The organism is Streptomyces sp. NRRL S-920 (genome assembly GCF_000717945.1).
In the GTDB taxonomy this organism is placed as follows: domain Bacteria; phylum Actinomycetota; class Actinomycetes; order Streptomycetales; family Streptomycetaceae; genus Streptomyces; species Streptomyces alboniger.
The window spans coordinates 18,351-44,845 of sequence record NZ_JODF01000022.1 but is presented as its reverse complement, the minus strand read 5'-3'; the positions used below and the strand labels follow the sequence as shown (position 1 = coordinate 44,845).

Below are 26,495 nucleotides of genomic sequence, written 5' to 3'. Positions count from 1 at the left end.
GCTAGGCAGCGCCGGGAGGTTTCGCTTCTCCGTTCCTGACCGGTCGGGTGTAGATCTTGGCGAGGCAGGCCGGGACGTCGGCGCCCGAGCCGTGATCCCGGGCCCGGTACGCGCTCGGGCTCTCCCCGACCACCTCGGTGAACCGCGAGCTGAACGACCCCAGTGACGTACACCCCACCGCCATGCACACCTCGGTCACGCTCAGGTCGCCCCGCCGCAGCAGCGCCTTGGCGCGCTCGATGCGGCGGGTCATGAGATAGCTGTACGGCGTCTCGCCGTAGGCCGCGCGGAAGCTGCGCGAGAAGTGCCCCGCGGACATCAGGGCGTCCCGCGCGAGGGCGGGGACGTCCAGCGGTTGCGCGTAGTCACGGTCCATGCGGTCGCGGGCCCGGCGCAGCCGGACGAGGTCGGGAAGGGACACCACACGGAAAACGCTACACACATGGCTGCACGCATGCCTGCCCACACGGCTGCACACATAACGAAGGCAAGGAGGTTCTCTGCTCCTTGCCACTCTCAACTTATAGCGCACTGGGGGGCTTGCGGCAAGGCCCCGGCCGTGCCGCAGAATGACCGGCCAAGGCCAGGACCTGCATAAATGGCGAACTCGTTGAATGGGCGTAGTGATGATTGACGTAATCGTGGTCGGCGGCGGACCGACCGGCTTGATGCTCGCGGGCGAGTTGCGGCTGCACGGCGTGCGGGTGGTCGTGCTGGAGAAGCTGACCGAGCAGACCGGTCAGTCCCGCGGGCAGGGCCTGCACGTGCGCAGCGTCGAGGTGATGGACCAGCGCGGGCTGCTGGACCAATTCCTCGCCACCAGTGAGAAGTTCCAGGTCGGCGGCCTCTTCGGCGGTGTGGCCAAGCCGTGGCCGGAACGGCTGGACAGCGCACACCCGTACGGCGTCGCCGCCCCGCAGCCGGTCACCGAGCGGCTGCTCGACGAGCACGCCGTCGCGGTCGGAACCGAGATCCGCCGCGGCGTCGAAGTGGTGGGGCTGAGCCAGGACGAAGACGGGGTGAGCGTCGAGCTGGCGGACGGCACCCAGCTGCGCTCGCGCTACCTCGTAGGGTGTGACGGCGGCCGCAGCGTGGTCCGCAAGCAGCTCGGCGTCGACTTCCCCGGCGAGCCCGCCAAGGTCGAGACGATGCTGGGCGAGCTGGAGCTGACCGAGGACCCGGAGGCGATCGCCGCCGCTGTCGCGGAGGTCAACAAGACCCAACTGCGCTTCGGCGCCCAGCCTCTTGGGGAGGGCTGGTACCGCGTCGTCGTGCCCGCGGACGGCGTGTCCGAGGACCGCGCCGCGCCGACCCTCGACGAGTTCAAGGAGCAGCTGCGGGCCTGGGCGGGCACGGACTTCGGCGCGCGCTCGCCGCGCTGGCTGTCCCGGTTCGGGGATGCCACGCGGCAGGCCGAGCGCTATCGCGTGGGCCGGGTGATGCTGGCCGGCGACGCGGCGCACATCCACCCGCCGACCGGTGGACAGGGCCTCAACCTCGGTGTGCAGGACGCGTTCAACCTCGGCTGGAAGCTGGCCGCCGCGGTCAACGGCTGGGCGCCGGAAGGGCTCCTCGACACCTACCACGTCGAACGGCACCCGGTGGGGGCCGCCGTGCTCGCCAACACCCGCGCGCAGATCACCCTCCTCGGGACCGACCCGGGCGCGACCGCGCTGCGTGAGCTGTTCTCGAAGCTGATGGACTTCGAGGAGGTGAACCGGTACGTGACCGGCATCATCACCGCGGTCGACATCCGCTACGACTTCGGCGACGGACACGAGCTGCTCGGCCGCCGGATGCGGGACCTCAAGCTGGAGCGGGGCCGCCTCTACGAGCTGATGCGCACCGGCCGCGGCCTGCTGCTCGACCGCACCGGCGACCTCTCGGTCGCGGGCTGGGAGGACCGGATCGACCATGTGGTCGACGGCGGTGAGGAGTTGGCGGCGCTGGACGTCCCCGCGGTGCTGCTGCGGCCGGACGGCCATGTGGCGTGGGTCGGCAAGGACCAGGGGGACCTGGTCGACCATCTGCCGACGTGGTTCGGTACAGCCACGGCGGGCTGAGCCGTCCGGCCGCGGGGGTTCAGCTCTTGACGGCCTCCGCGATCCGCGAGGCGGCCTGGGCGGGCGTGAGATGCGTGGTGTCGACGACTTCGGCCTCGGCGTGCAGCCACGTCCGGGCCGCCTCGGCGTACGGCTCCAGGTACTTCAGACGGAACGCGGAGGGGCCGAGGACCGTATCCCCCTCGATCCGCGCGCGAAGCGTGTCCTGGTCGGCGTGGAGTACGAAGTGGCGTACGGGGATGCCGTGTTGGGCGAGGCCCGAGCTGATCTCACGCCAGTACGCCTCGACCAGGACGGTCATGGGCATCACCAGGGTGCCGCCCGTGTAGTCGAGGACGCGCCGGGCGGTCTCGACGACGAGCGGCCGCCACGGCGGCCAGTGCTGGAAGTTGTCCGTCCCGGGCAGCCCCGGGGTGATGTCCATGAGCGTCTCGCCGACCTTCTCGGCATCGAACACCCGTGAATCCGGAAGGAGTTGCTGCACGAGCGCGCTGGTCGTCGTCTTGCCGGCGCCGTGGGTGCCGTTGAGCCATACGATCATGAGCCTGACGTTAGCGCCTGCTCCGGCTCCACGATGTCGGCGACCACGCAGCTGACGTTGTCGGGGCCGCCGGAGCCGTTGGCGAGGGCGATGAGTTCACGGACGGCCCGCTCGGGGTCCCCGACCTCGGAGAGCACCCGCTGGATCTCCTCGATCCGCGCGACGGCGGACAGGCCGTCGGAGCAGAGCAGGTACCGGTCTTTGGGCCGGGCGTCGTGAAGGCGCATGTCGTGGGTGGCGTCGGCTCCTTGGCCGAGACCTCGTACGAGCAGCGCACGCTGGGGGTGCGAGGCGGCCTCCTCCGCGGTGAGCCGTCCTTCGTCGACCATCGTCTGCACCATCGTGTGATCGTGGGTGATCTGGAACAGCTCTCCGTCACGGAGGAGGTAGACGCGCGAGTCGCCGATGTGGACGAGGGCCAGCTGCGAGCCGGTCCAGAGCATCGCGGTGAGGGTGGTGCCGGCGCCCTCGTGCGCCGTACCGGGCCCGGCGACGCCGTCGACGGCCTGTTTGGCCTGCTCGACGGCGTCCTCCAGGACGTCGAGGAGACCGCCCGCCGGGAGGTCTCCGGTGTCGAGCCGCTTCAGCGCGTCGACGGCGGCGGCGCTGGCCGGGGCCCCCGCGCTGCCGTAGCCGTCGGCGACGGCGAGCAGGCGGGATCCGGCGTAGGCGGTGTCCTGGTTGTTCTCACGGACAAGGCCCTTGTCGGAGAGGGCGGCGTAACGGATGCCCAGCGGTTCGGTGGCCACAGACATGGCGGGGTCCTTTCGCGACAGATGGTCGATGAGGAGGGAGGCGAGGTCCCGCCGCGCGGCGGTGTCCGCCTCGACCTGGGCCCAGAACGCGCGGATCTCCCGCGCCGCCTCGCCCGGCTCCAGCGCGCAGACTCGCTGGATGCGGTTCAGCGGCATCCCCAGGCGCCGGAGCCAGGCGACCAGGCGGGCCTGTTCCAGCTGCGCGGGCGCGTAGAGGCGGTAGCCGCTCACCGGGTCGACGCGAGCGGGCGTCACCAGCCCCAACTCGTCATAGAGCCGCAACGCCTTGGGCGACAGCCGGGCCGCCCTCGCGAACGCCCCGATGGTCAGCAACCCCATCCCCACCTCCTCCTCCTACCGGGCACACCGCCCGGCTCCACCGATGCTGGGGGCTCACCCGAGGTGAAGGTCAACCATGCTCATCGCTGCGGCGGCGGGCACAGATGTCTGAGGGCTTCGAGTTCGGTCCGGGGGAAGGGCTCGCCCCACTTGCCTCGATAGCCTCTCGCCATAGGTCTGCGCGACCTCGTCAAGCAGCGGATCACCGTGCGGGCGAGCTGGTCGACGCCGAGCCGACTGGACCAGATCTCGGTACCGCGAAGGCGAGGACAGCTGGATCCGCGTGCTGGAACTGCGTCACGGAGCGATCACGACGACAGGAGGATCCGCAAGGGTGCAGTCGGCCCAGCCGTGTGCCCCCAGGGGCCAGGAGATGCGCAGGCGGGATGTCACTGCGCGGACAGACAGATGGTCGATGCTGGTGTCCGCGGCGAACGCCTTGACCGCCGGAAGATAGCCCGCCTCGATCTCGCCGTGATCGCTGATGGTGTCCTCGGTGCCGGTGCCGGTGCCGGTGTAGCGCCCGTGATCGTCACGGTCGGCCAAGTGCGAGATCAGGCCGAGGCTTCGGGGTTGCCGACAGACAGGCGATGCCACGCGTGGCCGCAACCGTCGGAGCAGAAGCGCTCTCGTCGGCGTTCGTCGGCGACGGCCAGTACCGCGATCAGTAGCCGGAATGACTTGAGGCGCTCATGGTGCGGGGTGAGGTTGGCGATCTTCCCGAGTTGCTGGTCGATCGGCCCTCGTGTGATCAGAACTGCCGGTGTATGCGTGGCGCGAAGTCCGGCGCGTCGGATACTTTCCGGGCCGTCCTCGGCGGTGGCGCGGGCCTGAGTGCAGAAATTGGACAAGAGGCGCAGGGTGTTGGTCTGCTCTTCAGCGGAGAGGCTCTCGAACCACTCGATTCCCTGTGTCATCGGCCGAAGCTCTTGGGCGAGTTCGTTGAGAATGATGTACGGATCAGCCATCCTCACGCCCCCGTCGCGCTCGATTCACAGTGTTTACCGTCACAGTGTTTACCGGTCATCCAAACAGACCCTCGGCAGCCTAGAAAGGCAGTTCGTCGGCTTCCAACGGCTCTGAGTACCCACGTACCCAGTGGCCGGGGAGGGCGGCGCAGAGCGACTCCAGGTCGGCGAACGTCCTTCCCCGAACGTGCAGCCAGCTGTGGTCACTCCGTCCGTCGAGCCGCAAGAGCTTTCCCGGCGCGGAGAACCAGCACACGGGTGACTCGTCCTTTCCCGTCCACATCGGGTACTCGGGAAACTCCACCGGCGCGAACCGGCTCGGCAGCTCTCGAATCAGGTCGGCGGAAAGTTCGCAGGCGTTGTAGAGACGTCCTTCGCTGCCAAGCAGCGTCTCGCTGAGTACGAGTTCGACGCAGGCCAGGGAGACCCTGTCCAGGTAGCGGACCCAACCATCCTGTGACTGGACGAACACCGGCGGATCGTCCTGGCCGAGGTCCCGCAGCCGCACTCCCCAGAAAGCGCACCCCTGGTTCTCGCTGCGGAAGACGAGCACGCCACCGAACTCGTCGTGCACGAACAGCTCGGAAGGGCGCAGCAGCGGGTCCTGATTGCCGGTGAGGTCGTGACGCGTACCGAGAAGCGAGTACGCCTCGCGCAACGCGGTCGGCAGCGTGAGCCCCAGCATCCCCTCGGCTCGCTCCAGCTCCTCCGCTCGCGTACCTGCGCCGTCGCCGAGCGGCTCCGCCCATGCTGCGGCAAACTCCCGAACGAAGGCCCAGGCTCGCGCCCTGTCGGGTATCCCACCGCGCAGAGCTTGCGCCACATCGAACTCGTCAACCATGCGGTGGACGGTACAGACCGGCCAGCTTCGCCGGGACTCCGCCAGGTCGTTCGCCAGAACCACGGGGGCTCGCCACATCTGCTGAGAACGGACACCCAGGCGGAGTCTTCGGCCGCCGCTTCTAGTGGCGTAGCGCACTTTTGCAAGCAGGTGCTTGCAAAAGTTAGCAAGGGTGCTGCACCATCGAGGCATGGCATCACTCAACGTCGGAAATCTCGGCGAGTACCTGCGCGAGCAGCGGCGCACCGCGCAGCTTTCGCTCAGGCAGCTCGCCGACGCCGCCGGGGTGTCCAATCCGTATCTGAGCCAGATCGAGCGCGGCCTGCGCAAGCCGAGCGCCGAGGTGTTGCAGCAGGTCGCCAAGGCCCTGCGGATCTCCGCCGAGACGCTGTACGTGCGGGCCGGGATCCTCGACGAGAAGGAGCGGGACGAGCTGGAGACGCGCGCCGTCATCCTCGCCGATCCCTCCATCAACGAGCGCCAGAAGCAGGTGCTGTTGCAGATCTACGAGTCGTTCCGCAAGGAGAACGGCTTCGAGACCTCGTCGTACGCGGATGAGGCGGACGCGGATGAGGCGTACGCGCAACAGGCGTGCGCCGATGAGGACGCCGAGGCCGCTGACGGCCCCCGCGCGGCCGATGGCAGTGATGCCGGCCCGAAGCAGACACCCCCTAGCTGAACCAGCTGACGCGAATCCGGGAGGACCATCGTCATGGCCATCACTGATGACCTGCGCAAGACCCTCACCAACACCACCCCCGCATACTTCGTCGCCGGGTCCGCGGACCTCGCGTTCCAGCAGGCGAAGAAGGTGCCGGGCATCGTCGAGCAGCTGATCGCCGAGGCGCCGTCCCGCTTCGAGGCGGTGCGCAACACCGACCCCAAGGAAGTCCAGGACAAGGCCGCGGCCCGCGCCAAGGAGGCGCAGGAGACCATCCAGGCCAAGGTCACCGAGGTGCTCGGCACCATCGACACCGACCTGAAGAAGCTCGGCGAGACCGCCCAGGACCTCGCGCTGCGCGGTGTCGGCGTGGCGGCCGAGCTGGCGGTCAAGGCGCGTGAGAAGTACGACGAGGTCGCCGAGCACGGCGAGCAGGCCGTGCGGACCTGGCGCGGCGAGGCCGCCGAGGAGATCCTCGACCTGGCCGAGACGGTCGAGCCGGACGCCGAGCCGGAGCCCGCCCGTGCCACGGCGGAGCCCAAGGTGATCGGGGCCTCCGAGACCACCGGTGTGACCGCCACCCCGGCGAAGAAGCCGGTCGCCAAGAAGACGCCGGCCGCCCGCAAGTCGACGACGGTGACGACGCCGGCGACGGCGAAGAAGACCACGCCGCCTGCCAAGTAGGGCCGTCAGGCAGTTACGCGGGAGCAGTTTCGCGGGGCGGGCACTCAGGGAGTGTCCGCCCCGTTGACGGGGTAGCGGGTACCGTGGCCGCGTAATGGACAGCCGAGACTGGTGGTGGACGTTGTGCTGATGCAGGGGTTCGCGAACTTCATGTGGCTGCTGTCGCTGGCCCTGATCGTGTTCAGCGGATTCGCGCTCATCGACGCCGCCGTCCGGCGCGAGGACGCCTATCGGGCCGCCGACAAGAAGACCAAGCCGTTCTGGCTGATCATCCTCGGGCTCGCCTTCGTGGTGAACCTGATCTTCAACATCCTGTCGTTCCTGCCGATCCTCGGCCTCATCGCCACCATCGTCTACATGGTGGACGTCCGGCCCGCCCTCCGGCAGATCACCGGTGGCGGCGGCCGCCGCGGCGGCTCCAGCAGCGACGGGCCGTACGGGCCGTACAACGGCGGCCGGTAGCCCGCAGGCGCCGGCACGCAGACCTCCTAGCGCCCGCCCGGCGCCCGGTCCAGGAGCAGGACCGCCACGTCGTCCGTCAGATCCCCGCCGTTGAGGTCCCGCGCCTCGTTCACAGCGGCTTCGAGCAGTTCGTCGCCCTGGAGCCCCGCGGCGATCTGGCGGCGGACCATCTCCACCATGCCCTCCTGTCCCAGGCGCTCCTTGCCCTGGCCGATCCGGCCCTCGATCAGGCCGTCCGTGTAGAGCATCAGGCTCCACTTCCCGCCCAGCTCCACCTGCCGCCGCGGCCAGCGTGCGCGCGGCAGCAGGCCGAGGGCGGGGCCCCCGTCCTCGTACGGCAGGAGTTCCGCGAGGCGGCCCTCTCGGGCGATCAGCGGTGACGGATGGCCGGCCAGGCAGAGCCCGGCGCGGCGGCCGTCGGGGGCGATGTCGACCGTGCAGAGCGTCGCGAAGATCTCGTCGTCCGCGCGCTCGTGCTCCAGGACCTTCTGGAGGGTGGAGAGCAGTTCGTCGCCGCACAGCCCCGCGAACGTCAGCGCGCGCCACGCGATCCGCAGCTCCACGCCGAGCGCCGCCTCGTCGGGGCCGTGGCCGCAGACGTCGCCGATCATGACGTGCACCGAGCCGTCGGGCGTGCGCACGGTGTCGTAGAAGTCGCCGCCGAGCAGCGCGCGGGAGCGGCCGGGGCGGTAGCGGGCGGCGAACCGCAGCGGTGAGCCGTCCAGGAGCGGCGTGGGCAGCAGGCCGCGCTCCAGCCGGGCGTTCTCCTGGGCCCGCAGCCGTGACTCGGTCAGCTGGCGCTGGGCGATGTCGGCGCGCTTGCGCTCCACCGCGTACCGGATGGCGCGGCTCAGGAGCCGGCCGTCCAGCTCGTCGCGGAGGAGATAGTCCTGGGCGCCGACGCGCACGGCCTCGGCGCCCAGCTCGGAGTCGTCGTTGGCGGTGAGCGCGAGGACGGCGTGGCGGGGCGCGAGACGCAGTACGTGCTTGAGGGCGGCCAGCTCGTCGTCGTCCACCTCGGGGGTGCCGGGGACGGACGGCCCGGGGCCGGTGAGGCCTGTGGGGGCAGCGGGGACGGTCAGGGCGAGGTCGAGCAGGATGCAGTGCACGTCGTCCGTGAGCAGCCGCTCGGCCTCGGTGAGGTTGCGCGCGGTGCGGATACGGATGGGCTTGCCCGCGGAGTCGAGCAGCTCGGGAACGCTCAGTGACCCCGCCGGGTCGTCCTCGATCACCAGCAGGCTCAGCGAGGTATTGGGGCTGGGAGTGGGGCTGGGGCTGGCGCTCGGGTTGCGGCTGGCGCCGGTGCCGGGGCTGGAGCCCCTGGGTCCTGGCCCGCTGCCGGCGCCTACGTGGCCGTCAGTGGTCGTGTGGTGGGCGGGCACCGCCGGGCCGTGGCGGGGCGCCGCGTGAGCCTGACCGCCTTCCGCGGCCGGGATCTCTCTCTGCCGCGGTATGGGTACGGGCATCTCTGGCTTCCTTCCCTCCCCCCGAGGGCATGGCGCCACGCAGGTCGACGCGGCACCGACGGGGACCTTAGCGGTAGCCGAGACTCCATTGGAATGCCGCTCGGCGAACGGCCACCGTCATATGCCGCATCCAGGAACGCACTTGGGCACGGAACGGTCCCTGCCGGATGACGAACATCACGCCCCAGGGGGTGGGCGGGGGGCCGGGGCGTGCACTGGGTCACACACTCCGGAGACCACCCGGCCCGCCTCGATATCGGCCTCACCGATCGTGGCTTCCGTGACTTCCGTGGCTTCCGTGGTCTCCGGGGCTCGCGGTCTCCGTGGTCTCGGCAGCCTCGGCGGTCTCCGCGGCCCCCGTGGCTCCCGTGGTCTCCGCGACCCCGCGACCCCGCGGCCCCCGTGGCTCCCGCGGTCTCGACGACCCCCGCGGATCCCGCGCCCCCGTGGCTCCCGTGGCTTCCGTGGTCTGCGCGACTCCCGCGACCGACCCCCGCGGCCCCCGCCGTCTCCGCGGCCCCCGCGGACTCCGTGGCTTCGGCGGTCTCGGCGACCCCGTGGCTCCCGCGGCCTCCGTAGTCTCCGCGACCCCCGCGGCCTCCGTAGTCTCCGCGACCCCCGCGGCCTCCGCGGCCTCCGTGGTCTCCGCGACCCCCGTGGTCTCCGCCACCCCGCGGCTTCCGCGGGGCTCGCGGCTCCCGTGGTCTCCGTGGTCTCCGCGGTCTCCGCGAGCCCCGCGGTCTCCGCGAGCCCCGCGGTCTCCGCGAGCCCCGCGGTCTCCGCGAGCCCCGCGGTCTCCGCGAGCCCCGCGAGCCCCGCGGTCTCCGCGAGCCCCGCGGTCTCCGCGAGCCCCGCGGTCTCCGCGAGCCCCGCGGACTGCGCGAGCCCCGCGGATCCCGCGCCCCCTGCGGCTTCCGCAGCCCGAGGCTACTTATCGGGCCGCACGACCCCGAGGATCCTCATGGAGCCCGCCCCCGCGATCGTCACGTCCCGGCCCGGTCGCGGCGCGTGCACGATCGCGCCGTCGCCCAGATACATCCCGACGTGGCTCGCGTCCGAGTGGTAGATGATCAGGTCGCCGGGGCGCATGTTCTTCACGTCGATGCGCGGCAGCTGCTTCCACTGCTCCTGTGAGGTCCGCGGAATGCCGCGCCCGGCCTTCGCCCAGGCTTTCGACGTGAGCCCCGAGCAGTCGTACGAACCCGGGCCCTCGGCGCCCCATACGTACGGCTTGCCGATCTGCGCCGTGGCGAACTCGATGGCCTTCCTGCCCTGGGGCGTCGCCTTGCCGCCGATGCCCTTCAGGACGCCCGAACCCACCCACGCCGACTGCCTCTTGAGGGCCGCGTCCTCCTCCAGCTCGCGCAGCCGGGCCCGCTCCTTCTTCTCCAGTCTGGACTCGAGCTTCTCGGCGGCCGCGATCTTCTTCTTGATCTTCTTCTTCGACGCGGCCTTCGCCTTGCGGTTGGCTTCCAGCTTCTTCCAGCGGGCCGTGGCGTCCTTGGCGTAGATCCGCAGGTCGTCCTGGGTCCTGGCCAGCTCCGTCAGCATGCCCTTGGTGGCCTTCTCGCCCTGCCGCATGCGCCCGGCGCCGTCCAGGAACTGCCCCGGGTCGTCGCTGAGCATCAGCCGGGCCTCGTCCGGCAGCCCGCCGCCGCGGTACTGCGCGCGGGCCGCGGCGCCCGCCCGCGCCCTGAGCTTCTTCAGCTTCGCCTCGCCCTTGGCGATGTCCTTGGCCAGCTTCACGATCTGCTCGGACTGCTTGTCGGCCTTCTCCTCGGCCGCGTTGTACGCGTCCGTCGCCACGCCCGCGTCGTGGTACAGCTTCTCGATCTCCTTGCGGACCTTCTCAAGCGACGCGTCCGACTCACGTGACGCGTCCGACGGCGGCGCCGGCTCCGCGGGGCTGGAAGGGGGAGAAGGGCTCGCATACGCCGCTCCCGGCGCGGTCATCACCACGGCCGCGCAGATCAGCGCCACGGTCGCCGCCGTCGAGTATCGCTTGCCGGTCACGCCCTGCCACCCCCAAAGCTGATTTACCGTCAGTAACGTCTGGTCGTCCACGGGATGGTGCCACGCCGACGCCCAATGCGACAGAGCCCGAAAGCAAACGCCGATCCCCCGTCCGCCTCGTCTGACGAACGGCATGCGGCGTCCGTTCCCCGCAGGTCAGAGCTTCAGGGTCGTATCCGGGTCCAGCCTCCGGGTTGCGTCGGGGTTCACCCCGGGTGTCCTCCAAATGGACTCGGGGTTCACCCGAGCCGCGCCGCCATGGACCCGGGGTTCACCCGAGCCGAGGCGCCAACGCCCCCCAGCGCACCGTCACTTCCCCCTGCCGCCACCGCGAACTGCCGTCGAGCACCGGCCAGTCGGCGCTCAGGTCGCGTACCGCCCTCATCCACCGCTGCCGCGCCCCGTACGAGGCGTAGGGCGCGGCGGCCGCCCAGGCCCGGTCGAAGTCGCGTAGGAACGCGTGTACGGGCTCGCCCGGCACGTTCCGGTGGATCAGCGCCTTCGGCAGCCGCTCGGCGAGATCGGAGGGCCGCTCCAGGGAGCCGAGCCGCGCCGCGAAAGTCACCGTGCGCGGCCCCTCGGGCCCGAGCGCGACCCACACGTGCCGTCGCCCGATCTCGTCGCAGGTGCCCTCGACGAGCAGCCCGCCGGGGGCGAGCCGGGTGCGCAGCCGCTCCCAGACGGCGGCGACCTGGTCCTCGTCGTACTGCCGCAGGACGTTCGCTGCGCGGATCAGGGCGGGGCTGCCCGGCAGCGGCACCTCGAAGCCGCCGTGCCGGAAGGTCAGCCCCTCCCGCTCGTACGGCTCGGCGGCCGCGACCCGTGCCGGGTCGATCTCGACACCGACCACGCGCGCGTGGGGGGCGACGGTACGCAGCCGGAGCAGCAGCTCGACGGCGGTCCAGGGGGAGGCGCCGTAACCGAGGTCGACGGCCACAGGGTCGGGGGAGCGGCGCAGGGCGGCGCCGTGCGTGGCGGCGATCCAGCGGTCCATGCGGCGCAGCCGGTTCGGGTTCGTGGTCCCGCGCGTCACCGTTCCCACGGGGCGGGAAGGGGTGCGTGGGGCCATGGGGAAAGGGTATGCGGGTGAGGCGGCCGAGAGGCACCGGGTAACGCTTTGGCAAAAAGGAAGAGCGGGGGAGGAGAGCGGAAATGGAGTAACGGCTTCCGGTGTTGTGCCACTGGAGGTACGTACGCCCTCCCCGTCGTCATGCCCGTACGCAAGGAGGACCGCCACGTGAGCCAGTACGTGTCCAGGCTCGGGCGTCGCTCCCCGGCGGCCCCCTCCCGGCTCCGCATCATCCCCGGCACCCACCGGCGTCCGCGCCGCGTGGCCATGCTGAGTGTGCACACCTCGCCGCTGCACCAGCCCGGTACGGGCGACGCGGGCGGGATGAACGTCTACATCGTCGAGCTGGCCAAGCGCCTCGCCGCGATCAACATCGAGGTCGAGATCTTCACCCGGGCCACCACGGGCGCCCTTCCGCCGAGCGTGCAACTGGCGCCCGGGGTCCTCGTGCGGCACGTCGACGCGGGCCCCTACGAAGGCCTCGCCAAGGAAGAGCTGCCGGCCCAGCTCTGCGCCTTCACGCACGGCGTGATGCAGGCCTGGGCCGGCCACCGCCCCGGCTACTACGACCTGGTCCACTCCCACTACTGGCTCTCCGGGCACGTCGGCTGGCTCGCCGCCGAGCGCTGGGGCGTGCCCCTCGTCCACGCCATGCACACCATGGCCAAGGTCAAGAACGCCGCGCTCGCCGAGGGCGACACTCCGGAGCCGGCCGCCCGCGTCATCGGCGAGACGCAGATCGTCCGCGCCGCCGACCGCCTCATCGCGAACACCTCCGAAGAGGCCGACGAACTCGTACGCCACTACGAAGCCGACGCCGGCAAGGTCGCCGTCGTCCACCCCGGCGTCAACCTCGACCGCTTCCGCCCCGCCGACGGTCGCGCCGCGGCCCGCCACCGCCTCGGGCTCCCCCAGGACGCCCTGATCCCCCTCTTCGCGGGCCGCATCCAGCCCCTGAAGGCCCCGGACGTCCTGCTCCGCGCGGTCGCCGTGCTCCTGGACGAGCGGCCCGCCCTGCGCTCGAACATCGTCGTGCCCATCGTCGGCGGCCCGAGCGGCAGCGGCCTCGCGAAGCCGGAAGGCCTCCAGAAGCTGGCCGCGCGACTGGGGATCGCCGATGTGGTCCGCTTCCAGCCGCCGGTCGGCCAGGAGCAGCTGGCGGACTGGTTCCGGGCGGCGTCGGTGCTCGTGATGCCCTCCTACAGCGAGTCCTTCGGCCTCGTCGCCATAGAGGCGCAGGCGGCCGGTACGCCGGTCCTCGCGGCCTCGGTGGGCGGCCTGCCCGTCGCCGTACGCGACGAGACGACAGGCTTCTTGATCTCCGGCCACGAACCGGCCCACTACGCGCGCGTGCTGCGCGATTTCGCCGACCATCCACAGCTCGTGGACCGCATGGGGCAGGCGGCGGCCCGGCACGCGCAGTCCTTCGGCTGGGACACGGCGGCGTCCGCCACGGCGGATGTCTACATCGCGGCGATGCACGATTTCCGCGCTACCCACCGTCACGTACGCTCGCACCATGGCTGAGCAGGCAGACACCGCGACGATCATCGAGCGGACGCTGGACGACGCCGAGCTGGAGTGGGAGGCACCCGAGCCCGGCTCGTACGTGGTGAAGCTGCCGGGCACCCGGAAGCTCTCGACCACGCTCTCGCTCCGGGTCGGCAAGCACTCGCTCTCCCTCAACGCGTTCGTGATCCGCCACCCCGACGAGAACCACGAGGCGGTGCATCGCTGGCTCCTGGAGCGGAACCTCCGCCTCTACGGCGTGAGTTACGCGATCGACTCCCTGGGCGACATCTACCTCGCGGGCAAACTCCCGCTCACGGCGGTCACCCCTGCCGAGCTGGACCGCCTCCTGGGCTCGGTCCTCTCCGCCGCGGACGACTCCTTCAACACCCTCCTGGAACTGGGCTTCGCGTCGGCGATCCGCAAGGAGTACGAGTGGCGGGTCTCGCGGGGCGAGTCGACGCGGAACCTGGACGCGTTCACGCACTTGACCCAGCCGAAGAGCTAGCGCCGGGCGGCCCGCGCCCACAAGTAGGCCCCCGTCCTGCCATAAGACACAGGTCGGGGGCCTACTGGTGCGGGGCGTGCGGGCCTGCTGCTGGGGCTACTTCTTCTTGCCCTGGTTCTTGACCGCCTCGATCGCCGCCTTCGCGGCCTCCGGGTCGAGGTACGTGCCGCCCGGGTTCAGCGGCTTGAAGTCGGCGTCCAGCTCGTACGAGAGCGGGATGCCCGTCGGGATGTTCAGGCCCGCGATGTCCGCGTCCGAGATGCCGTCCAGGTGCTTGACCAGGGCGCGGAGGCTGTTGCCGTGGGCCGCGACCAGGACCGTCCTGCCGGTCAGGAGGTCGGGGACGATGCCGTCGAACCAGTAGGGGAGCATCCGGACGACGACGTCCTTCAGGCACTCCGTCTGGGGGCGCAGCTCGGGGGGGAGCGTCGCGTAGCGCGGGTCCTCGAACTGGGAGTACTCCGCGTCGCGGTCCAGCGCCGGCGGCGGGGTGTCGTACGAGCGGCGCCACAGCATGAACTGCTCCTCGCCGAACTCGGCGAGCGTCTGCGCCTTGTCCTTGCCCTGGAGAGCGCCGTAGTGGCGCTCGTTCAGGCGCCAGCTGCGGTGCACCGGGATCCAGTGGCGGTCGGCGGACTCAAGGGCCAGCTGCGCGGTGCGGATCGCGCGCTTCTGGAGCGACGTGTGGACCACGTCGGGGAGCAGGCCGGCGTCCTTCAGCAGCTCACCGCCGCGGACCGCCTCCTTCTCGCCCTTCTCGTTGAGGTTGACGTCCACCCAGCCGGTGAACAGGTTCTTCGCGTTCCATTCGCTCTCGCCGTGGCGGAGGAGGATCAGTTTGTACGGTGCGTCGGCCATGCCTCTGAGCGTAAACGAAGCCCCGCGGGCCCCGCGCGCGGGCGTGAGGCGGGTGAGGGGAGCGTGAAGGGGATGGGGCGCGCGTGACCGTTGATCGGTCGCGTCAATCGGGTAGCGGGGTCGGATCTCGGGGTCGTAATGTGTGAGAGCTATTAGAGACGCTTACATTCGGGGGAATCTCGATGCCGTTCACCGCCATGAGACGTGCCGTCACCGAGAGCGTCTCGGGCCTTCCCCGGGCCTTCTGGTGGCTGTGGACAAGCACCCTGGTGAACCGGCTCGGGGCCTTCGTCGCTACCTTCATGGCCCTGTACCTGACCCTGGAGCGCGGCTATTCGGCCTCGTACGCGGGGCTGGTCGTCGCCCTCCACGGGCTCGGCGGGGTCGTCTCCTCGCTGGGGGCGGGGGTGATGGCCGACCGGCTCGGGCGGCGGCCGACGCTGCTGATCGCGCAGGCGTCGACGGCCGGTTCCGTGGCGCTGCTCGGCTTCATGGAGCACCCGGTCGCGATCGCGGCCGTCGCCTTCCTCGTGGGCATGGCGAGCAACGCGTCGCGGCCCGCCGTGCAGGCGATGATGGCGGACATCGTCCGGCCCGAGGACCGCGTACGCGCCTTCTCGCTCAACTACTGGGCCATCAACCTCGGGTTCGCCATCTCCTCGGCGGGCGCCGGCTTCATCGCCTCGTACAGCTATCGCGCCGGTTTCCTGATCGAGGCCGCCATGACACTGGTCTGCGCGATCCTCGTCTTCGTGAAGCTGCCCGAGTCGCGGCCCGTGCGGACGGCGCTGGAGAAGGCGGCGGACCCGGAGGTCGGGCTCGGGACCGTGTTCCGGGACGGGCGGTTCATGGGGGTCGTGGGGCTGTCGTTCCTCGTGGCACTGATCTTCCAGCAGGGGTCCGTGGGACTGCCGGTCGCGATGGGCGAGGCGGGATTCACGTCCGCCGACTACGGCCTCGCGATCGCGGTCAACGGCGTACTGATCGTCGCCCTCCAGATCCCCGTCACCCGCTTCATCGAACACCGGGACCCGCGCCGCCTGTTGGTGCTCTCCTCGGTCGTCGCCGGGTACGGCTTCGGTCTCACCGCCTTCGCCGGGTCCCTCGGGGTCTTCGCGCTGACGGTGTGCGTGTGGACGCTCGCCGAGATCGTCAACGCGCCGACCCAGACCGGCCTGGTCGTACGGCTCTCCCCCACCCACGGCCGCGGGCGCTACCAGGGCATGTACACGATGTCCTGGTCCGTGGCCGGCCTGGTCGCGCCGCTGATGTCCGGCTTCATGATCGACCGGTTCGGGGCGGAGTGGCTGTGGGCGGCGTGCGCGGTGCTCGGCACGGTGGCCGCGGTCGGGTACTGGGGGTTGATGCGGGGGCTTCCCGATGAGGGGGAGGGGGAGGGGGGCCGGGAGGGCGAGGGCGTTCCCACGGTGGATGCCGGCGCCGCACAGCAAGTCGCCCCTCGTGTGGATTCCCTCGCGCCTCGTACGGGCTCCGTGGAGTCTCGTACGGATTCCCTCGCGCCCCGTACGGGCTCCGCGGCGCCCCGTACGGGTTCCGCGGCCGTGCCGCGCCCGTAGTGCTGTGCGGCGCACGGCGGGTGCGCACGTCCCCGGTGCGGTCGAAGGGACGCGCGGTCGCCGGGCCGTCAGTACGACGTCATGGGGTGCGTCGGCGCACCTGATCCGGCCGATGGTCGAGCTGAGGTTCGAGGAGGTCCAGGGCCTCCTGCCACTGGAATCGGTCGGATCCATCACCGGACCGGGGCGGGCGGGGTTCGTCCGAGCCGATCAGGATGTTCATCGCGCGCAGCCGCTCCAGGCTCTGCCGATAGGCGGGGTGAGCCGTTTGGGCCGCGTTCATGTGCGGCAGGACGGCGATGGGGACACCCATGCCGTACGCCTCGCACAGGATGCCCAGGGCGAGGGTGTCGGAGATGCCCGCGGCCCACTTGTTGATCGTGTTGAAGCTGGCCGGGGCTACGGCGATCGCGTCCGCGGGCGGCAGGGGGCGCGCCTCACCGGGAGCACGCCAGGCGGAGCGGATCGGATAGCCGGTCTGGGTCCGGATCGCCTCGGTGTCGAGGAAGCCGAGGCCCTGCGGGGTGGCGACCACGCCGACGTCCCAGTGCCGTTCCTGCGCGGCGGTGATCAGTTCGCCGACGTCGGCGGCGATCCCGCACGCGCACACGACTACGTAGAGGAAGGGCTTCTTCCGCGCAGCGGACGGTTCGGTCATACGAGGGCTCCCGGTCGACGGCAGAGTGATGCGACTTGGGCAGCGTACGGCGTCGAAACCGGGCGCCCGTCTGCGCGTTCAAGCTTGCTCCAAGGTTTCCCCACGGCCCCCCGAGCAACGTAGTGGTCGTCGAACAGGCGTGGAGGGAAAGGCCCTTCGGGGTCGGCCTCCGCCGGAGGAAGGGGTACTGAATGCGCACCCGTAAGGCCATCGCAGGACTCGCTCTCGGCACCACCGTCGGACTGGGCCTCATGGCGGCCCCCGCCCAGGCCGCCCCCGCCCAGCCCGTCCCCGCCCAAGTGGCCCCCGCCCAGGCCGCCCAGAGCGCGGAGGAGACCAAGGGTGCCCAGGCGACCCGGCACTTCTACAGCAGCCACTGGACCCTTCGGGAGTGCCAGGCCCGGGGCAACTACTGGATGAGCAGGAACCCCTCCTGGGTGGCGGAGTGCGACCCCGGGCTGGGCACTGACGGAAGGTTCAAGTACCACCTGTACATGTGGTACTAGGCCGGGCATGTGCCCATGGGGAAGCCCCCTGTCCGCGAGCCACTCGTGGACAGGGGGCTTCCCGGCGTTCCGGCGGCGGCACAAAGCCGCGCCGCGCTACCTCGTGAAGTTCAGGTACTTCCACGCCCCGTGCGTCGTCGAGTTCACGTTGTCGCCCGACGTGCCGTTCACGTACGACGAGCGGATCCGCGCGCGGATGCCCGACTCGCCAGGGGCCTCCAGACGGACCGTGGACTTTCCGTCCGTACCGAGCTTGAAGTAATCCGAGCCCGTGGAGTGCCACTTGTGGTCCGAGCCGTAGACCTGGATCTCCAGGCGCTGCTTGCGGTCCTTGTAGTACGTCATCGTCGTGGCGAGCACCGGGTCGGTGTTCTTGTGGAAGTAGTGGTACGTCGTGGAGCCGATCTTGCCCGTCCTGTAGTGCTCGGAGACGGAGCTGGAGATCTTGACCTTGGCGTACGCCGTCGACACCGCCTTCGCGGAGGCCGAGCGCGCGTCCCCGGAGAAGACGGCCGTGACCTTCGTGTCGCGCTTCATGTCGACCGTGGCCCTCAGGTCGCCGCGCGAGTTCACGACGCCCTTCTTGACCAGCTTGTTGGGCTTGTCGGCGCCGTACGGGTCCGCCCAGATCTCGACCGTGCGGTTCTTGTACGTCGAACCGAGGTGGGCCGTGAAGGCGACGTCCGCGCCGTAGCCGAACACCTTGCCGTTCTTGTCGAGCGTGAGCGTGGTCTTGGTGCGCGAGACCTCCACCGAGTCCGACGCGGAGGCCGCCGCGTGCGTGGCGTCACCCGCGTACGCGACCTTGTACCTCACCTTGCCGCCCGCCGGCGGGCTGTCGGTGAAGGAGTAGGAGCCGTCCGCCCCGGTCTTGACCGGGGGCAGCGCCTTGCCGTCGGGGGACTCGACGTCCGTGCGGGTGACGGTCAGCTCGGTACCGGCTGCCAGGCCCGTTCCGGTGAGCTTGCCCTCGACGGTGAGCGGCTTGGCCCGGGGAGCCTTCTCGGGCGCCTCGACCGTGAGCGTGGGCAGGGACTTGGCCGGGTCGGTGAGGATCCGCAGCGAGAAGACGTCGTCGCTGTTGGAGGTGACCGCGAAGAGGCGGCTGCCGTCCGGCGCCCAGGCCAGACCGCCCTCGGCGAGGGTGTCCCCGCCGCTGCCCTGGGCGGTGTTCGGGAAGTCGTACTCCCGCACCTTGGACCACTTGCCCTGCCGGTAGATGTGCACGTCGGGCCGGTACCAGGAGAAGGTGCCCGCCGCCACGGTGCCGTCCGGGGCGATGTCCACGGCCGCGCCGTAGTCCCCGGAGTCGTAGCGGCCCAGGGGGGACAGGTCCTTCGTGGAGTACACCGGGTGGTAGTACGGGGCGCCGCTGGCCGTGACGATCTGCGTACCGTCGGGAGAGACCGCGATGTCGTCGAAGAAGCTGCCCTCCACCGACTTGGTGACCCGCAGCTCCGGCTTCGGCCCGGAGACGTCGTACACCGTCAGGGCGTCGCTGCTCGTCGCCTTCTCGCCCGCCACGAGGATCCCCGAGTCCGGGTCGGAGCCCAGCTCGGGAGCGGCGTAGAAGTCGGCGGCGCCGTCCAGGTCGAGCGTGATGACCGGCTCGCCCCCGGAGAGGTCGAGCGAGCCGATGCCGCCCTCGGCGGACCCCCCGTAGCCGAACCACAGCTTGCCGCTCGCCAGCGCCAGCGTGCGCGGCTTCTCGGCGCCGTCGAGGGCGTAACTGGCCGTCTGGGAGTACGAGGTCGTCTCCACGGACACGATCCGGTTGAGGCCCGCGACCGCCGCGTACACCTGCCCGGAGTCGGGCGAGAGCGCCAGGCCCTCGACGTCCGGCAGCCCGTCCAGGGTCGCCTTGACGGTGCCCGCGTAGTCCGTGACGACGATCTTGCCGCCCTTGGGGTCGGAGACGTAGACGCGCTGGTGTTCGCCGTCCACCAGTACGTCTCCGGCCGACCGGATGTCCAGGCGCTTGTCGGAGTCCGCCGCGGCCGGGCCGGACGCCAGGGCGACCAGCGCCGCCGAGCTGAAGAGGACCGCGAGCGCGGTCGCGGTCGAGGTGATGCGCGTACGCACGGTGATGTGACCCCCCACATGGAAGGCGCGGGCCGGGTGCCCGCGCCGAAACCCCCGTCAGAGCGCAGGCTATGACATGTCTGTGACAGTTGTGGAGGAAGTTTCACAGGGGGGCTCTCCCTGGGGCCCAAAAAGGAGATACGCGCGCGTGCGCCGTTGATGCGCCCTGCCCCGTGGGCATGAAATGGCGGCAGACAGTGCGTCCCGTACGCCTTCGAGGAGGAGACCCATGGCCGAGTCCCCCAAGCCCGACGTCGTAGAGATGAGCTGCTCCTGCGGCCCCAGCTGCTCGTGCGGCTGCCAGTCCGGTGGCTCCTGTCAGTGCGGCGGCGGCTGCGGCTGACACCCGGCGGAAACCGCGCGTGCCCCGCACGACAACTGACGTCGTGCGGGGCACGCGCGCGTGCGGCACAGAAACAAGCGCGGGCGTGGCGCACAGAACAAGCGCGTCCCGCGCGAGAGGCCCGCGAGCGACAGGCCCACCAGGGGCGAGCCCGCGAAAGGCCTACGCCCCCTCCACCGACGCCTGCCCCGCCGACTGGATCTCGTCCGCGTGCTCGCCCGTGACCAGATAGACGACGCGCTTGGCGACCGACACCGCGTGGTCCGCGAAGCGCTCGTAGTAGCGGCCGAGCAGCGTCACGTCGACGGCCGTCTCGATGCCGTGCTTCCAGCGGTCGTCCATCAGGTGCTGGAAGAGCGTGCGGTGCAGCTGGTCCATCTCGTCGTCGTCCTGCTCCAGCTGGAGCGCGAGGTCGACGTCCTTGGTGATGATGACCTCCGCCGCCTTCGCCATCAGGCGCTGCGCGAGCTGGCCCATCTCCAGGATCGTGGCCTGGAGGTCCCGCGGCACCGCCGAGTCGGGGAAGCGCAGCCGGGCCAGCTTGGCGACGTGCTGGGCGAGGTCGCCCGAACGCTCCAGGTCGGCGCTCATCCGCAGCGAGGTCACGACGATACGCAGATCGGTGGCGACCGGCTGCTGCCGCGCGAGCAGGGCTATCGCGCGCGCCTCCAGCTCGTGCTGGAGGTCGTCGACCCGCTGGTCGGCGGCGATCACGCTCTCGGCCATCTTCAGATCGGCGTCGAGCATGGCCGTCGTGGCGCGCCCGATCGCGGACCCGACCAGGCGGGCCATCTCGACCAGGCTCTCGCCGATCGAGTCAAGTTCCTCGTGGTACGCGTCCCGCATGTGGCTGTCCCTCTCTCGTACGTCTCAGGGGGCTGGCCCCTACGCTCCCACGGTGCGGCCCCTAACCGTCCGTTTCCGGCACCCCGAATGAACCGACCCCGTCATCAAGGTGAACTGTGGGAGACGCGGTACGGCACCTCCGGCCCCGCTCCTCCCGGCCCGTCCGGGGGAAATGAACCGATGCCGTCCCCCTGGTGAACTCTGAGCGACGAGTGTTCGAGGCGGCACCCGTTTGGCTGTGGTCGGCATTGATCCGGCGCATAACCTGGACACATGGACGTGAACGCGGCGGTCGCCGCAGTGGCAGCGATCGCCGGGGTGTGCACCGGCGTCATCGCCATGCTGGCGTTCCGCTGGAGCGAGCGCGACCAGAAACGCCCCACCCGGACCTCCCTGCACACCGATGCCGTACTGCCGCCCGGCGTGGACACGGTCCTCTCCGTGCTGCGCTCCTCCGCGGTCGTCCTCGACGAGGCCGACAGCGTGGTCAAGGCCAGCTCGGCGGCGTACGCCCTCGGACTCGTCCGCGGCGGCAAGCTCGCCGTCGAGCCGATGCTCCAGATGGCGCGCGACACCCGCCGCGACGGGGAGATACGCCAGGTCGAACTGGACCTGCCCCGGCGCGGCACCGGCCGCGGCGAGGCCCTCGCGGTCTCCGCGCGCGTGGCGCCGCTCGGCTCCCGGCTGGTGCTGCTCCTGGTCGAGGACCTCACGGAGGCCCGCCGCATCGAGGCCGTACGGCGTGACTTCGTCGCGAACGTGAGCCATGAGCTGAAGACCCCGGTGGGGGCCCTCTCGCTCCTCTCCGAAGCCGTCATGGACGCCTCCGACGACCCCGAGGCCGTCGAACGCTTCGCCGGCCGCATGCAGATCGAGGCGACCCGCCTGACCAACCTCGTGCAGGAGCTGATCGACCTCTCCCGGGTGCAGAACGACGACCCCCTGGAGGACGCCGAGCCCGTCCGCGTCGACGAACTGGTGGCGGAGGCGATCGACCGCAGCCGGCACCAGGCCTCCCACAAACAGATCACCATGGCCGCCGGAGGCACCGCCGAGCTACAGATCTGGGGCAATCGCGGCCAGCTCGCCGCCGCCCTCGGCAACCTCGTCGAGAACGCCGTGAACTACAGTCCGGCCCGCACCCGCGTAGGCATAGCCGCCCGCCGGGTCACCGCACCCGGCGGGGACCTCATCGAGGTCGCGGTCACCGACCAGGGCATCGGCATCTCCGACAAGGACAAGGAGCGCATCTTCGAGCGCTTCTACCGCGTCGACCCGGCCCGCTCCCGGGCCACCGGCGGCACCGGCCTCGGCCTCGCCATCGTCAAGCACGTGGCCGCCTCGCACGGCGGGGAGGTCACCGTGTGGAGCTCCGAGGGACAGGGCTCCACCTTCACCCTGCGGCTGCCGGAGGCGGCCGCGCACCGCGACCGCGGACCAGGTCACGGCGGCGGGCTCGACGCTGAGCACGCCGCACCCGACGAGACCACTTCGTACGAACCCATCCCTGCCCCGGAGGTCCTTCCGTGACCCGAGTGCTCGTCGTCGAGGACGAGGAATCCTTCAGCGACGCTCTGTCCTACATGCTCCGCAAAGAGGGCTTCGAGGTCGCGATCGCGGCCACGGGCCCGGACGGACTCGACGAATTCGAGCGCAACGGCGCCGACCTCGTCCTGCTCGACCTGATGCTGCCCGGCCTGCCCGGCACGGAGGTCTGCCGCCAGCTGCGCAGCCGTTCGAACGTCCCGGTGATCATGGTCACCGCCAAGGACAGCGAGATCGACAAGGTGGTCGGCCTGGAGATAGGAGCCGACGACTACGTCACCAAGCCCTTCTCGTCGCGGGAGCTGGTCGCCCGCATCCGCGCGGTCCTGCGCCGCCGCGGCGAGCCCGAGGAGGTCGCTCCGCAGGCCCTGGAGGCGGGCCCCGTCCGCATGGACGTCGACCGGCACGTGGTGACGGTCTCCGGCTCCAAGGTCGACCTGCCGCTGAAGGAGTTCGACCTCCTGGAGATGCTCCTGCGCAACGCGGGCCGCGTGCTGACCCGCATGCAGCTCATCGACCGCGTCTGGGGCGCGGACTATGTGGGCGACACCAAGACCCTCGACGTCCACGTGAAGCGCCTGCGCGCCAAGATCGAGCCCGACCCGGGCGCCCCGCGCTACCTGGTCACGGTGCGCGGCCTCGGCTACAAGTTCGAGCCGTAAACCGCGAGCGGCCCGATGTGAGAGAGGGCGGGACCCCTGGTGGGGTCCCGCCCTTCTCGTTGTGCGTACGTACGTGGATCAGTGCTCGGCGCCGGTACCGGCGTCCTCCTGGTGCCCGGCCGCGTCGGACGGGTCCGTGGAGGCCGCGCCGGACGGGTCCGTGCCCGCTCCGTGGGAGGCCTGGCCGGACGGGTCGGTGGAGGCGCCGTCGGCGGGCTTCCCGGACTTGCCCGGCTGTGCGGGCTTGCCGGACGCGCCCGGCTTGGCGTCGGGCGACTTCGGCACCTCGGTCGGGCCCCACTTGCTGAAGTAGCTCTCGGCGGGCACGACGAACGCCTTGAGCTTCACGTCACCGGCCTTGCTGAAGGCGAAGGTGATCCGCTGCGCGTTGCCGTCCTTGACGGCGTCGCGGCTGCTGGGCAGGACGGCCGAGGCGTTGTCCTTGCCGCCGATGACGACGGAGCCCCCGGCCGGGATGGTCAGCGGACCGTTCGGCTTGGAGGCCTCGTCGTCCTTGGCGGGCGTGATCTTGGCCTTCTTGCCGGCGCCGTCGACCGTGATGGAGTTCAGGGTCTGGGCGGTCGTGCCGGTGTTGAAGACCGTCGCGGAGACCACGGCCGGGCCCTTGGACTTCAGGTCCGGCTGCGTGATGACCATGGCGTTCTGGATCTTGATGTCACCGACGGAGGTCGCCGCGTTGTCCGGCTTGACCTCCAGCGTCTCGGCGTTGTTACCGGCGCCGCACGCGGCGAGCGAGGCAAGCGAGAACGCGATGGCGGTGGCGGCGAGGGCGCCGCGTCGAAGGCTGCGGCTCACGGCGGCGGCAACTCCTTGAACGTGGGCGGTACGGGAGGGCGGGCGGCCGTGGAGCCGCCCTGAGGCGGCGGTAAAGCCGCCCTAAGGGTGTGTCAGCGCGCTTAGGTTACCGAGCCGTTCCCATGCCGCCGCACCCGACCCGCCCCCTCGGGGTCGCGAGCCTGCGCCGGGATGAATCGGCGGCCCCCTGTGTCCCGCCCGCCCCAATGCCCCCTCGTTCATCATTCACATAAGCGCCGCCAAGAGTCCTCCCGAACGTCTTGCGGATTTCCGGTAAGGAATGCGCGGGGGGCCGCGGAATTGATCACCCGGTTGCTTGATCAATTCCGGAATCCTGTCCGACGGCGTGCGGTACGCCTCTCCGGCGACCGAACGGAGCAGCGAAAGTTCACCGCTTGGAACCGCGCAAACCGGGACGTTCAGCCTCTCTGAGGCTTCTTGAGAGGTGCGTAACGCCCCCGTTTCTGCCTCCCCGGAGAGCCGCTCCGACCTGCGAATACCCCGTTCCGGGAGCCCTCCGCAGCACGTTCCTGTTGCAGTTGTCAAGCCCCGAGATATGCCCTGACCTGCGAAAACGCCATTCAGAAGAGGCGGTTCTCGTGTTAGGATGGATAGCCACGGAAGGGGTACCTGTCACATGACGTTCAAGGTTGGCGACACCGTGGTCTATCCCCATCACGGGGCCGCGCTGATCGAGGCTATCGAAACTCGCCAGATCAAAGGCGTGGACAAGACCTACTTGGTGCTGAAGGTCGCCCAGGGCGATCTGACGGTGCGTGTGCCAGCGGACAATGCGGAGTTCGTGGGCGTGCGTGATGTGGTCGGTCAGGACGGCCTCGACCGGGTCTTCGAGGTGCTGCGCGCGCCGTACGCCGAAGAGCCCACGAACTGGTCGCGTCGCTACAAGGCAAATCTCGAGAAGCTCGCGTCCGGCGATGTCATCAAGGTCGCGGAAGTCGTGCGTGACCTGTGGCGTCGGGAGCGCGAGCGCGGACTGTCCGCCGGTGAGAAGCGCATGCTCGCCAAGGCGCGTCAGATCCTGGTGAGCGAGCTGGCGCTCGCGGAGAACACGAACGAGGACAAGGCCGAGGCCCTGCTGGACGAGGTCCTCGCGTCCTGACACGGACCGCCCCCTGAGACTGCATGTCTGAGACTGTGTGGGGCTGTCTGTCTTTGGCGCAATGATGCCGCGGTGCCCGCTGACCCGTAAAGGAGTCGCCGGGCGCTGCGGCATGTTCGTACCCAGATATTTCTCGGATATTTCCCGCACCCAGGCATACGTGAGAGCGGCCCCCGGGGAGCCGTGTTGGCGTGCTGGACTCGGCAGCTGGCTCGACCAGATGTCACGGAAGGGTCCGGTCAAGATGCCACCCCGGCACGGTGAGGCCATACCCACGTCGGCCGAGCACACAAACCTGAACGGAACCGATGTCTAGCGAATCCCGTACCGCGGTGGTCATTCCCGCGGCAGGACGGGGCGTGCGCCTCGGCCCTGGCGCCCCCAAAGCGCTCCGCGCGCTGAACGGCACCCCGATGCTCATCCACGCGGTCCGCGCCATGGCCGCGTCCCGCGCCGTCTCCCTCGTCGTCGTCGTGGCCCCGCCGGACGGCGCCCCCGAGGTCAAGACCCTCCTCGACGACCACGCGCTGCCCGAGCGGACCGACTTCGTCGTCGTGCCCGGCGGCGAGAGCCGCCAGGAGTCCGTGCGGGCCGGCCTGGACGCCCTGCCGCCCGGCATCGACATCGTGCTCGTGCACGACGCGGCCCGCCCGCTGGTACCCGTCGACACGGTCGACGGCGTCATCGCGGCCGTACGCGACGGGGCGCCCGCCGTCGTGCCCGCGCTGCCGCTGGCCGACACCGTCAAGCAGGTCGAGCCCGCGGCGGCGCCCGGCGACGCCGAGCCCGTCGTGGCCACGCCCGAGCGGGCCCGGCTGCGCGCCGTGCAGACCCCGCAGGGCTTCGACCGCGCCACGCTCGTACGCGCCCACGAGAGCGTCACCGACAGCGTCACGGACGACGCGAGCATGGTCGAGCAGCTGGGCCTGCCGGTCGTCGTCGTGCCGGGACACGAGGAGGCCTTCAAGGTGACGCGCCCCCTCGACCTCCTCCTCGCCGAGGCCGTGCTCGCCCGCAGGAGGGCCAACGATGGCTTCTGAGACACCCCCGGCCCTCCTGCCGCAGGTCGGCATCGGCACCGACATCCACGCCTTCGAAGAGGGCCGTGAGCTGTGGTGCGCGGGCCTGAAGTGGGAGGACGAGGGGCCCGGCCTCGCCGGGCACTCCGACGCCGACGTCGTCGCGCACGCCGCGTGCAACGCCCTGTTCTCCGCGGCCGGCCTCGGCGACCTCGGCGCGCACTTCGGCACCGGCCGCCCCGAGTGGTCCGGCGCCTCGGGCCTCACCCTGCTCACCGAGGCCGCCCGCATCGTGCGGGACGCGGGCTTCACCGTCGGCAACGTGGCCGTGCAGGTCATCGGCCCCCGCCCCAAGATCGGCAAGCGCCGCGAGGAGGCGCAGAAGGTGCTCTCCGACGCCGTCGGCGCCCCCGTCTCGGTCTCCGGGGCCACCACCGACGGCCTCGGCTTCCCGGGCCGCGGCGACGGGCTCGCGGCGGTCGCCACCGCGTTGGTCGTACGTACGACGCACTGACGGCGATCCCGGGTAGGGGTATGGCTCGTACCGGCGAGGTTCTCGCAGCCGGCCATCCACGAAGGAGTGA

27 protein-coding genes are annotated in these 26,495 nt (G+C 70.7%); 13 read left to right on the top strand and 14 right to left on the bottom strand.

Going from position 1 to position 26,495, the window contains the following annotated elements:
* Position 1: 1 nt before the first annotated feature.
* Positions 2–421: a helix-turn-helix transcriptional regulator gene (locus tag IG54_RS0118100; protein ID WP_030784788.1), complete on the bottom strand. Its 420-nt coding sequence runs from the start codon at positions 419–421 to the stop codon at positions 2–4.
* A 205-nt stretch (positions 422–626) separates the two neighbouring features.
* Here IG54_RS0118100 and rox point away from each other — a divergent pair, with 205 nt between their 5' ends.
* Positions 627–2,063 (top strand): rifampin monooxygenase, encoded by a 1,437-nt coding sequence (gene rox / locus IG54_RS0118095; RefSeq protein ID WP_030784785.1) that lies wholly within the window; start codon positions 627–629, stop codon positions 2,061–2,063.
* Positions 2,064–2,082: 19 nt separating this feature from the next.
* Here rox and IG54_RS0118090 read toward each other — a convergent pair whose 3' ends face one another.
* The 5 genes from IG54_RS0118090 to IG54_RS0118070 all read right to left on the bottom strand — a co-directional run bounded on the left by IG54_RS0118090 (position 2,083) and on the right by IG54_RS0118070 (position 5,507).
* Positions 2,083–2,604, bottom strand: a complete 522-nt coding sequence (locus tag IG54_RS0118090) for an AAA family ATPase (protein ID WP_030784781.1) — start codon at positions 2,602–2,604, stop codon at positions 2,083–2,085.
* On the bottom strand, positions 2,601–3,698 hold the full coding sequence (locus IG54_RS0118085; protein WP_199809554.1) for a MerR family transcriptional regulator: 1,098 nt from the start codon (positions 3,696–3,698) through the stop codon (positions 2,601–2,603). Before IG54_RS0118085 ends, IG54_RS0118090 begins: the two co-directional genes overlap by 4 nt.
* A 297-nt stretch (positions 3,699–3,995) precedes the next feature.
* Positions 3,996–4,244 (bottom strand): hypothetical protein, encoded by a 249-nt coding sequence (locus tag IG54_RS0118080; protein ID WP_030784777.1) that lies wholly within the window; start codon positions 4,242–4,244, stop codon positions 3,996–3,998.
* Positions 4,245–4,252: 8 nt separating this feature from the next.
* Entirely contained in the window at positions 4,253–4,666 is a 414-nt protein-coding gene (locus tag IG54_RS0118075) for a DUF5958 family protein (protein ID WP_030784774.1), read from the bottom strand.
* 79 nt (positions 4,667–4,745) lie between these two features.
* Positions 4,746–5,507, bottom strand: coding sequence for a hypothetical protein (locus IG54_RS0118070; protein WP_030784773.1), 762 nt, complete (start codon positions 5,505–5,507; stop codon positions 4,746–4,748).
* A 190-nt stretch (positions 5,508–5,697) separates the two neighbouring features.
* Here IG54_RS0118070 and IG54_RS0118065 point away from each other — a divergent pair, with 190 nt between their 5' ends.
* The 3 genes from IG54_RS0118065 to IG54_RS0118055 all read left to right on the top strand — a co-directional run bounded on the left by IG54_RS0118065 (position 5,698) and on the right by IG54_RS0118055 (position 7,314).
* The gene (locus IG54_RS0118065) at positions 5,698–6,186 is read left to right on the top strand and encodes a helix-turn-helix domain-containing protein (RefSeq protein ID WP_030784772.1); all 489 of its coding nucleotides are present in this window, start codon (positions 5,698–5,700) and stop codon (positions 6,184–6,186) included.
* A 33-nt stretch (positions 6,187–6,219) separates the two neighbouring features.
* On the top strand, positions 6,220–6,852 hold the full coding sequence (locus IG54_RS0118060) for a hypothetical protein (RefSeq protein WP_030784771.1): 633 nt from the start codon (positions 6,220–6,222) through the stop codon (positions 6,850–6,852).
* A 129-nt stretch (positions 6,853–6,981) separates the two neighbouring features.
* Complete coding sequence (locus IG54_RS0118055) at positions 6,982–7,314, top strand: DUF2516 family protein (protein WP_030784769.1); 333 nt, start codon at positions 6,982–6,984, stop codon at positions 7,312–7,314.
* Between the two features lie 26 nt (positions 7,315–7,340).
* Here the strand turns inward: IG54_RS0118055 and IG54_RS0118050 are convergent, their stop codons facing one another.
* The 3 genes from IG54_RS0118050 to IG54_RS0118040 all read right to left on the bottom strand — a co-directional run bounded on the left by IG54_RS0118050 (position 7,341) and on the right by IG54_RS0118040 (position 11,862).
* The gene (locus IG54_RS0118050; protein WP_030784767.1) at positions 7,341–8,780 is read right to left on the bottom strand and encodes a PP2C family protein-serine/threonine phosphatase; all 1,440 of its coding nucleotides are present in this window, start codon (positions 8,778–8,780) and stop codon (positions 7,341–7,343) included.
* Between the two features lie 927 nt (positions 8,781–9,707).
* On the bottom strand, positions 9,708–10,733 hold the full coding sequence (locus tag IG54_RS0118045) for an NlpC/P60 family protein (protein WP_420712264.1): 1,026 nt from the start codon (positions 10,731–10,733) through the stop codon (positions 9,708–9,710).
* A 331-nt stretch (positions 10,734–11,064) separates the two neighbouring features.
* Positions 11,065–11,862, bottom strand: coding sequence for a class I SAM-dependent methyltransferase (locus tag IG54_RS0118040; protein ID WP_106977034.1), 798 nt, complete (start codon positions 11,860–11,862; stop codon positions 11,065–11,067).
* A 168-nt stretch (positions 11,863–12,030) separates the two neighbouring features.
* Between IG54_RS0118040 and mshA the strand changes: the two genes are divergently transcribed.
* The gene (mshA, locus tag IG54_RS0118035) at positions 12,031–13,389 is read left to right on the top strand and encodes a D-inositol-3-phosphate glycosyltransferase (protein WP_030784759.1); all 1,359 of its coding nucleotides are present in this window, start codon (positions 12,031–12,033) and stop codon (positions 13,387–13,389) included.
* Positions 13,382–13,879 carry a YbjN domain-containing protein gene (locus tag IG54_RS0118030; protein ID WP_030784757.1) on the top strand — a complete coding sequence of 166 codons (498 nt, stop codon included), beginning with the start codon at positions 13,382–13,384 and terminating at the stop codon, positions 13,877–13,879. The genes mshA and IG54_RS0118030 overlap by 8 nt, the downstream gene beginning before the upstream one ends.
* A gap of 96 nt (positions 13,880–13,975) precedes the next feature.
* Here IG54_RS0118030 and IG54_RS0118025 read toward each other — a convergent pair whose 3' ends face one another.
* Positions 13,976–14,737 (bottom strand): phosphoglyceromutase, encoded by a 762-nt coding sequence (locus tag IG54_RS0118025; RefSeq protein ID WP_030784753.1) that lies wholly within the window; start codon positions 14,735–14,737, stop codon positions 13,976–13,978.
* A gap of 182 nt (positions 14,738–14,919) precedes the next feature.
* Between IG54_RS0118025 and IG54_RS0118020 the strand changes: the two genes are divergently transcribed.
* Positions 14,920–16,314, top strand: a complete 1,395-nt coding sequence (locus tag IG54_RS0118020) for an MDR family MFS transporter (RefSeq protein ID WP_078594220.1) — start codon at positions 14,920–14,922, stop codon at positions 16,312–16,314.
* Positions 16,315–16,393: 79 nt separating this feature from the next.
* On the opposite strand, the gene IG54_RS0118015 is transcribed toward IG54_RS0118020, so the two are convergent.
* On the bottom strand, positions 16,394–16,972 hold the full coding sequence (locus tag IG54_RS0118015) for a flavoprotein (protein WP_030784748.1): 579 nt from the start codon (positions 16,970–16,972) through the stop codon (positions 16,394–16,396).
* Positions 16,973–17,163: 191 nt separating this feature from the next.
* Between IG54_RS0118015 and IG54_RS0118010 the strand changes: the two genes are divergently transcribed.
* Positions 17,164–17,478: a hypothetical protein gene (locus tag IG54_RS0118010; protein WP_030784745.1), complete on the top strand. Its 315-nt coding sequence runs from the start codon at positions 17,164–17,166 to the stop codon at positions 17,476–17,478.
* A 96-nt stretch (positions 17,479–17,574) separates the two neighbouring features.
* Here IG54_RS0118010 and IG54_RS0118005 read toward each other — a convergent pair whose 3' ends face one another.
* Positions 17,575–19,560 (bottom strand): YncE family protein, encoded by a 1,986-nt coding sequence (locus IG54_RS0118005; protein ID WP_030784743.1) that lies wholly within the window; start codon positions 19,558–19,560, stop codon positions 17,575–17,577.
* Between the two features lie 505 nt (positions 19,561–20,065).
* On the bottom strand, positions 20,066–20,749 hold the full coding sequence (gene phoU / locus IG54_RS0118000) for a phosphate signaling complex protein PhoU (protein ID WP_030784741.1): 684 nt from the start codon (positions 20,747–20,749) through the stop codon (positions 20,066–20,068).
* Positions 20,750–21,022: 273 nt separating this feature from the next.
* On the opposite strand from phoU, the gene IG54_RS0117995 reads away from it, so the two are divergent.
* Together IG54_RS0117995 and IG54_RS0117990 are read left to right on the top strand one after the other, a co-directional pair.
* Complete coding sequence (locus IG54_RS0117995; RefSeq protein WP_030784739.1) at positions 21,023–22,279, top strand: sensor histidine kinase; 1,257 nt, start codon at positions 21,023–21,025, stop codon at positions 22,277–22,279.
* Positions 22,276–22,956 (top strand): response regulator transcription factor, encoded by a 681-nt coding sequence (locus IG54_RS0117990; protein ID WP_030362171.1) that lies wholly within the window; start codon positions 22,276–22,278, stop codon positions 22,954–22,956. The genes IG54_RS0117995 and IG54_RS0117990 overlap by 4 nt, the downstream gene beginning before the upstream one ends.
* Positions 22,957–23,034: 78 nt before the next feature.
* Here IG54_RS0117990 and IG54_RS0117985 read toward each other — a convergent pair whose 3' ends face one another.
* The gene (locus IG54_RS0117985; RefSeq protein WP_030784736.1) at positions 23,035–23,772 is read right to left on the bottom strand and encodes a hypothetical protein; all 738 of its coding nucleotides are present in this window, start codon (positions 23,770–23,772) and stop codon (positions 23,035–23,037) included.
* A gap of 637 nt (positions 23,773–24,409) precedes the next feature.
* Here IG54_RS0117985 and IG54_RS0117980 point away from each other — a divergent pair.
* From IG54_RS0117980 to ispF, 3 genes are all read left to right on the top strand, one after another.
* A complete protein-coding gene (locus IG54_RS0117980) occupies positions 24,410–24,892 on the top strand; it encodes a CarD family transcriptional regulator (RefSeq protein WP_003953493.1) in 483 nt (160 codons plus the stop codon).
* A gap of 308 nt (positions 24,893–25,200) precedes the next feature.
* Complete coding sequence (gene ispD / locus IG54_RS0117975; protein ID WP_030784734.1) at positions 25,201–25,932, top strand: 2-C-methyl-D-erythritol 4-phosphate cytidylyltransferase; 732 nt, start codon at positions 25,201–25,203, stop codon at positions 25,930–25,932.
* A complete protein-coding gene (gene ispF, locus IG54_RS0117970) occupies positions 25,922–26,425 on the top strand; it encodes a 2-C-methyl-D-erythritol 2,4-cyclodiphosphate synthase (protein WP_030784731.1) in 504 nt (167 codons plus the stop codon). Before ispD ends, ispF begins: the two co-directional genes overlap by 11 nt.
* The last annotated feature ends 70 nt before the right edge of the window (positions 26,426–26,495 follow it).

Excerpts from the sequence above, each read along its gene's own strand:
- rox (WP_030784785.1), top strand. The coding sequence starts at position 627 with ATGATTGACGTAATCGTGGTCGGCGGCGGACCGACCGGCTTGATGCTC.
- IG54_RS0118090 (WP_030784781.1), bottom strand. The coding sequence starts at position 2,604 with ATGATCGTATGGCTCAACGGCACCCACGGCGCCGGCAAGACGACGACC.
- IG54_RS0118085 (WP_199809554.1), bottom strand. The coding sequence starts at position 3,698 with ATGGGGTTGCTGACCATCGGGGCGTTCGCGAGGGCGGCCCGGCTGTCG.
- IG54_RS0118075 (WP_030784774.1), bottom strand. The coding sequence starts at position 4,666 with ATGGCTGATCCGTACATCATTCTCAACGAACTCGCCCAAGAGCTTCGG.
- IG54_RS0118070 (WP_030784773.1), bottom strand. The coding sequence starts at position 5,507 with ATGGTTGACGAGTTCGATGTGGCGCAAGCTCTGCGCGGTGGGATACCC.
- IG54_RS0118065 (WP_030784772.1), top strand. The coding sequence starts at position 5,698 with ATGGCATCACTCAACGTCGGAAATCTCGGCGAGTACCTGCGCGAGCAG.
- IG54_RS0118060 (WP_030784771.1), top strand. The coding sequence starts at position 6,220 with ATGGCCATCACTGATGACCTGCGCAAGACCCTCACCAACACCACCCCC.
- IG54_RS0118055 (WP_030784769.1), top strand. The coding sequence starts at position 6,982 with ATGCAGGGGTTCGCGAACTTCATGTGGCTGCTGTCGCTGGCCCTGATC.
- IG54_RS0118050 (WP_030784767.1), bottom strand. The coding sequence starts at position 8,780 with ATGCCCGTACCCATACCGCGGCAGAGAGAGATCCCGGCCGCGGAAGGC.
- IG54_RS0118045 (WP_420712264.1), bottom strand. The coding sequence starts at position 10,733 with ATGACCGCGCCGGGAGCGGCGTATGCGAGCCCTTCTCCCCCTTCCAGC.
- IG54_RS0118040 (WP_106977034.1), bottom strand. The coding sequence starts at position 11,862 with ATGGCCCCACGCACCCCTTCCCGCCCCGTGGGAACGGTGACGCGCGGG.
- IG54_RS0118030 (WP_030784757.1), top strand. The coding sequence starts at position 13,382 with ATGGCTGAGCAGGCAGACACCGCGACGATCATCGAGCGGACGCTGGAC.
- IG54_RS0118025 (WP_030784753.1), bottom strand. The coding sequence starts at position 14,737 with ATGGCCGACGCACCGTACAAACTGATCCTCCTCCGCCACGGCGAGAGC.
- IG54_RS0118020 (WP_078594220.1), top strand. The coding sequence starts at position 14,920 with ATGCCGTTCACCGCCATGAGACGTGCCGTCACCGAGAGCGTCTCGGGC.
- IG54_RS0118015 (WP_030784748.1), bottom strand. The coding sequence starts at position 16,972 with ATGACCGAACCGTCCGCTGCGCGGAAGAAGCCCTTCCTCTACGTAGTC.
- IG54_RS0118010 (WP_030784745.1), top strand. The coding sequence starts at position 17,164 with ATGCGCACCCGTAAGGCCATCGCAGGACTCGCTCTCGGCACCACCGTC.
- phoU (WP_030784741.1), bottom strand. The coding sequence starts at position 20,749 with ATGCGGGACGCGTACCACGAGGAACTTGACTCGATCGGCGAGAGCCTG.
- IG54_RS0117995 (WP_030784739.1), top strand. The coding sequence starts at position 21,023 with ATGGACGTGAACGCGGCGGTCGCCGCAGTGGCAGCGATCGCCGGGGTG.
- IG54_RS0117980 (WP_003953493.1), top strand. The coding sequence starts at position 24,410 with ATGACGTTCAAGGTTGGCGACACCGTGGTCTATCCCCATCACGGGGCC.
- ispD (WP_030784734.1), top strand. The coding sequence starts at position 25,201 with ATGTCTAGCGAATCCCGTACCGCGGTGGTCATTCCCGCGGCAGGACGG.
- ispF (WP_030784731.1), top strand. The coding sequence starts at position 25,922 with ATGGCTTCTGAGACACCCCCGGCCCTCCTGCCGCAGGTCGGCATCGGC.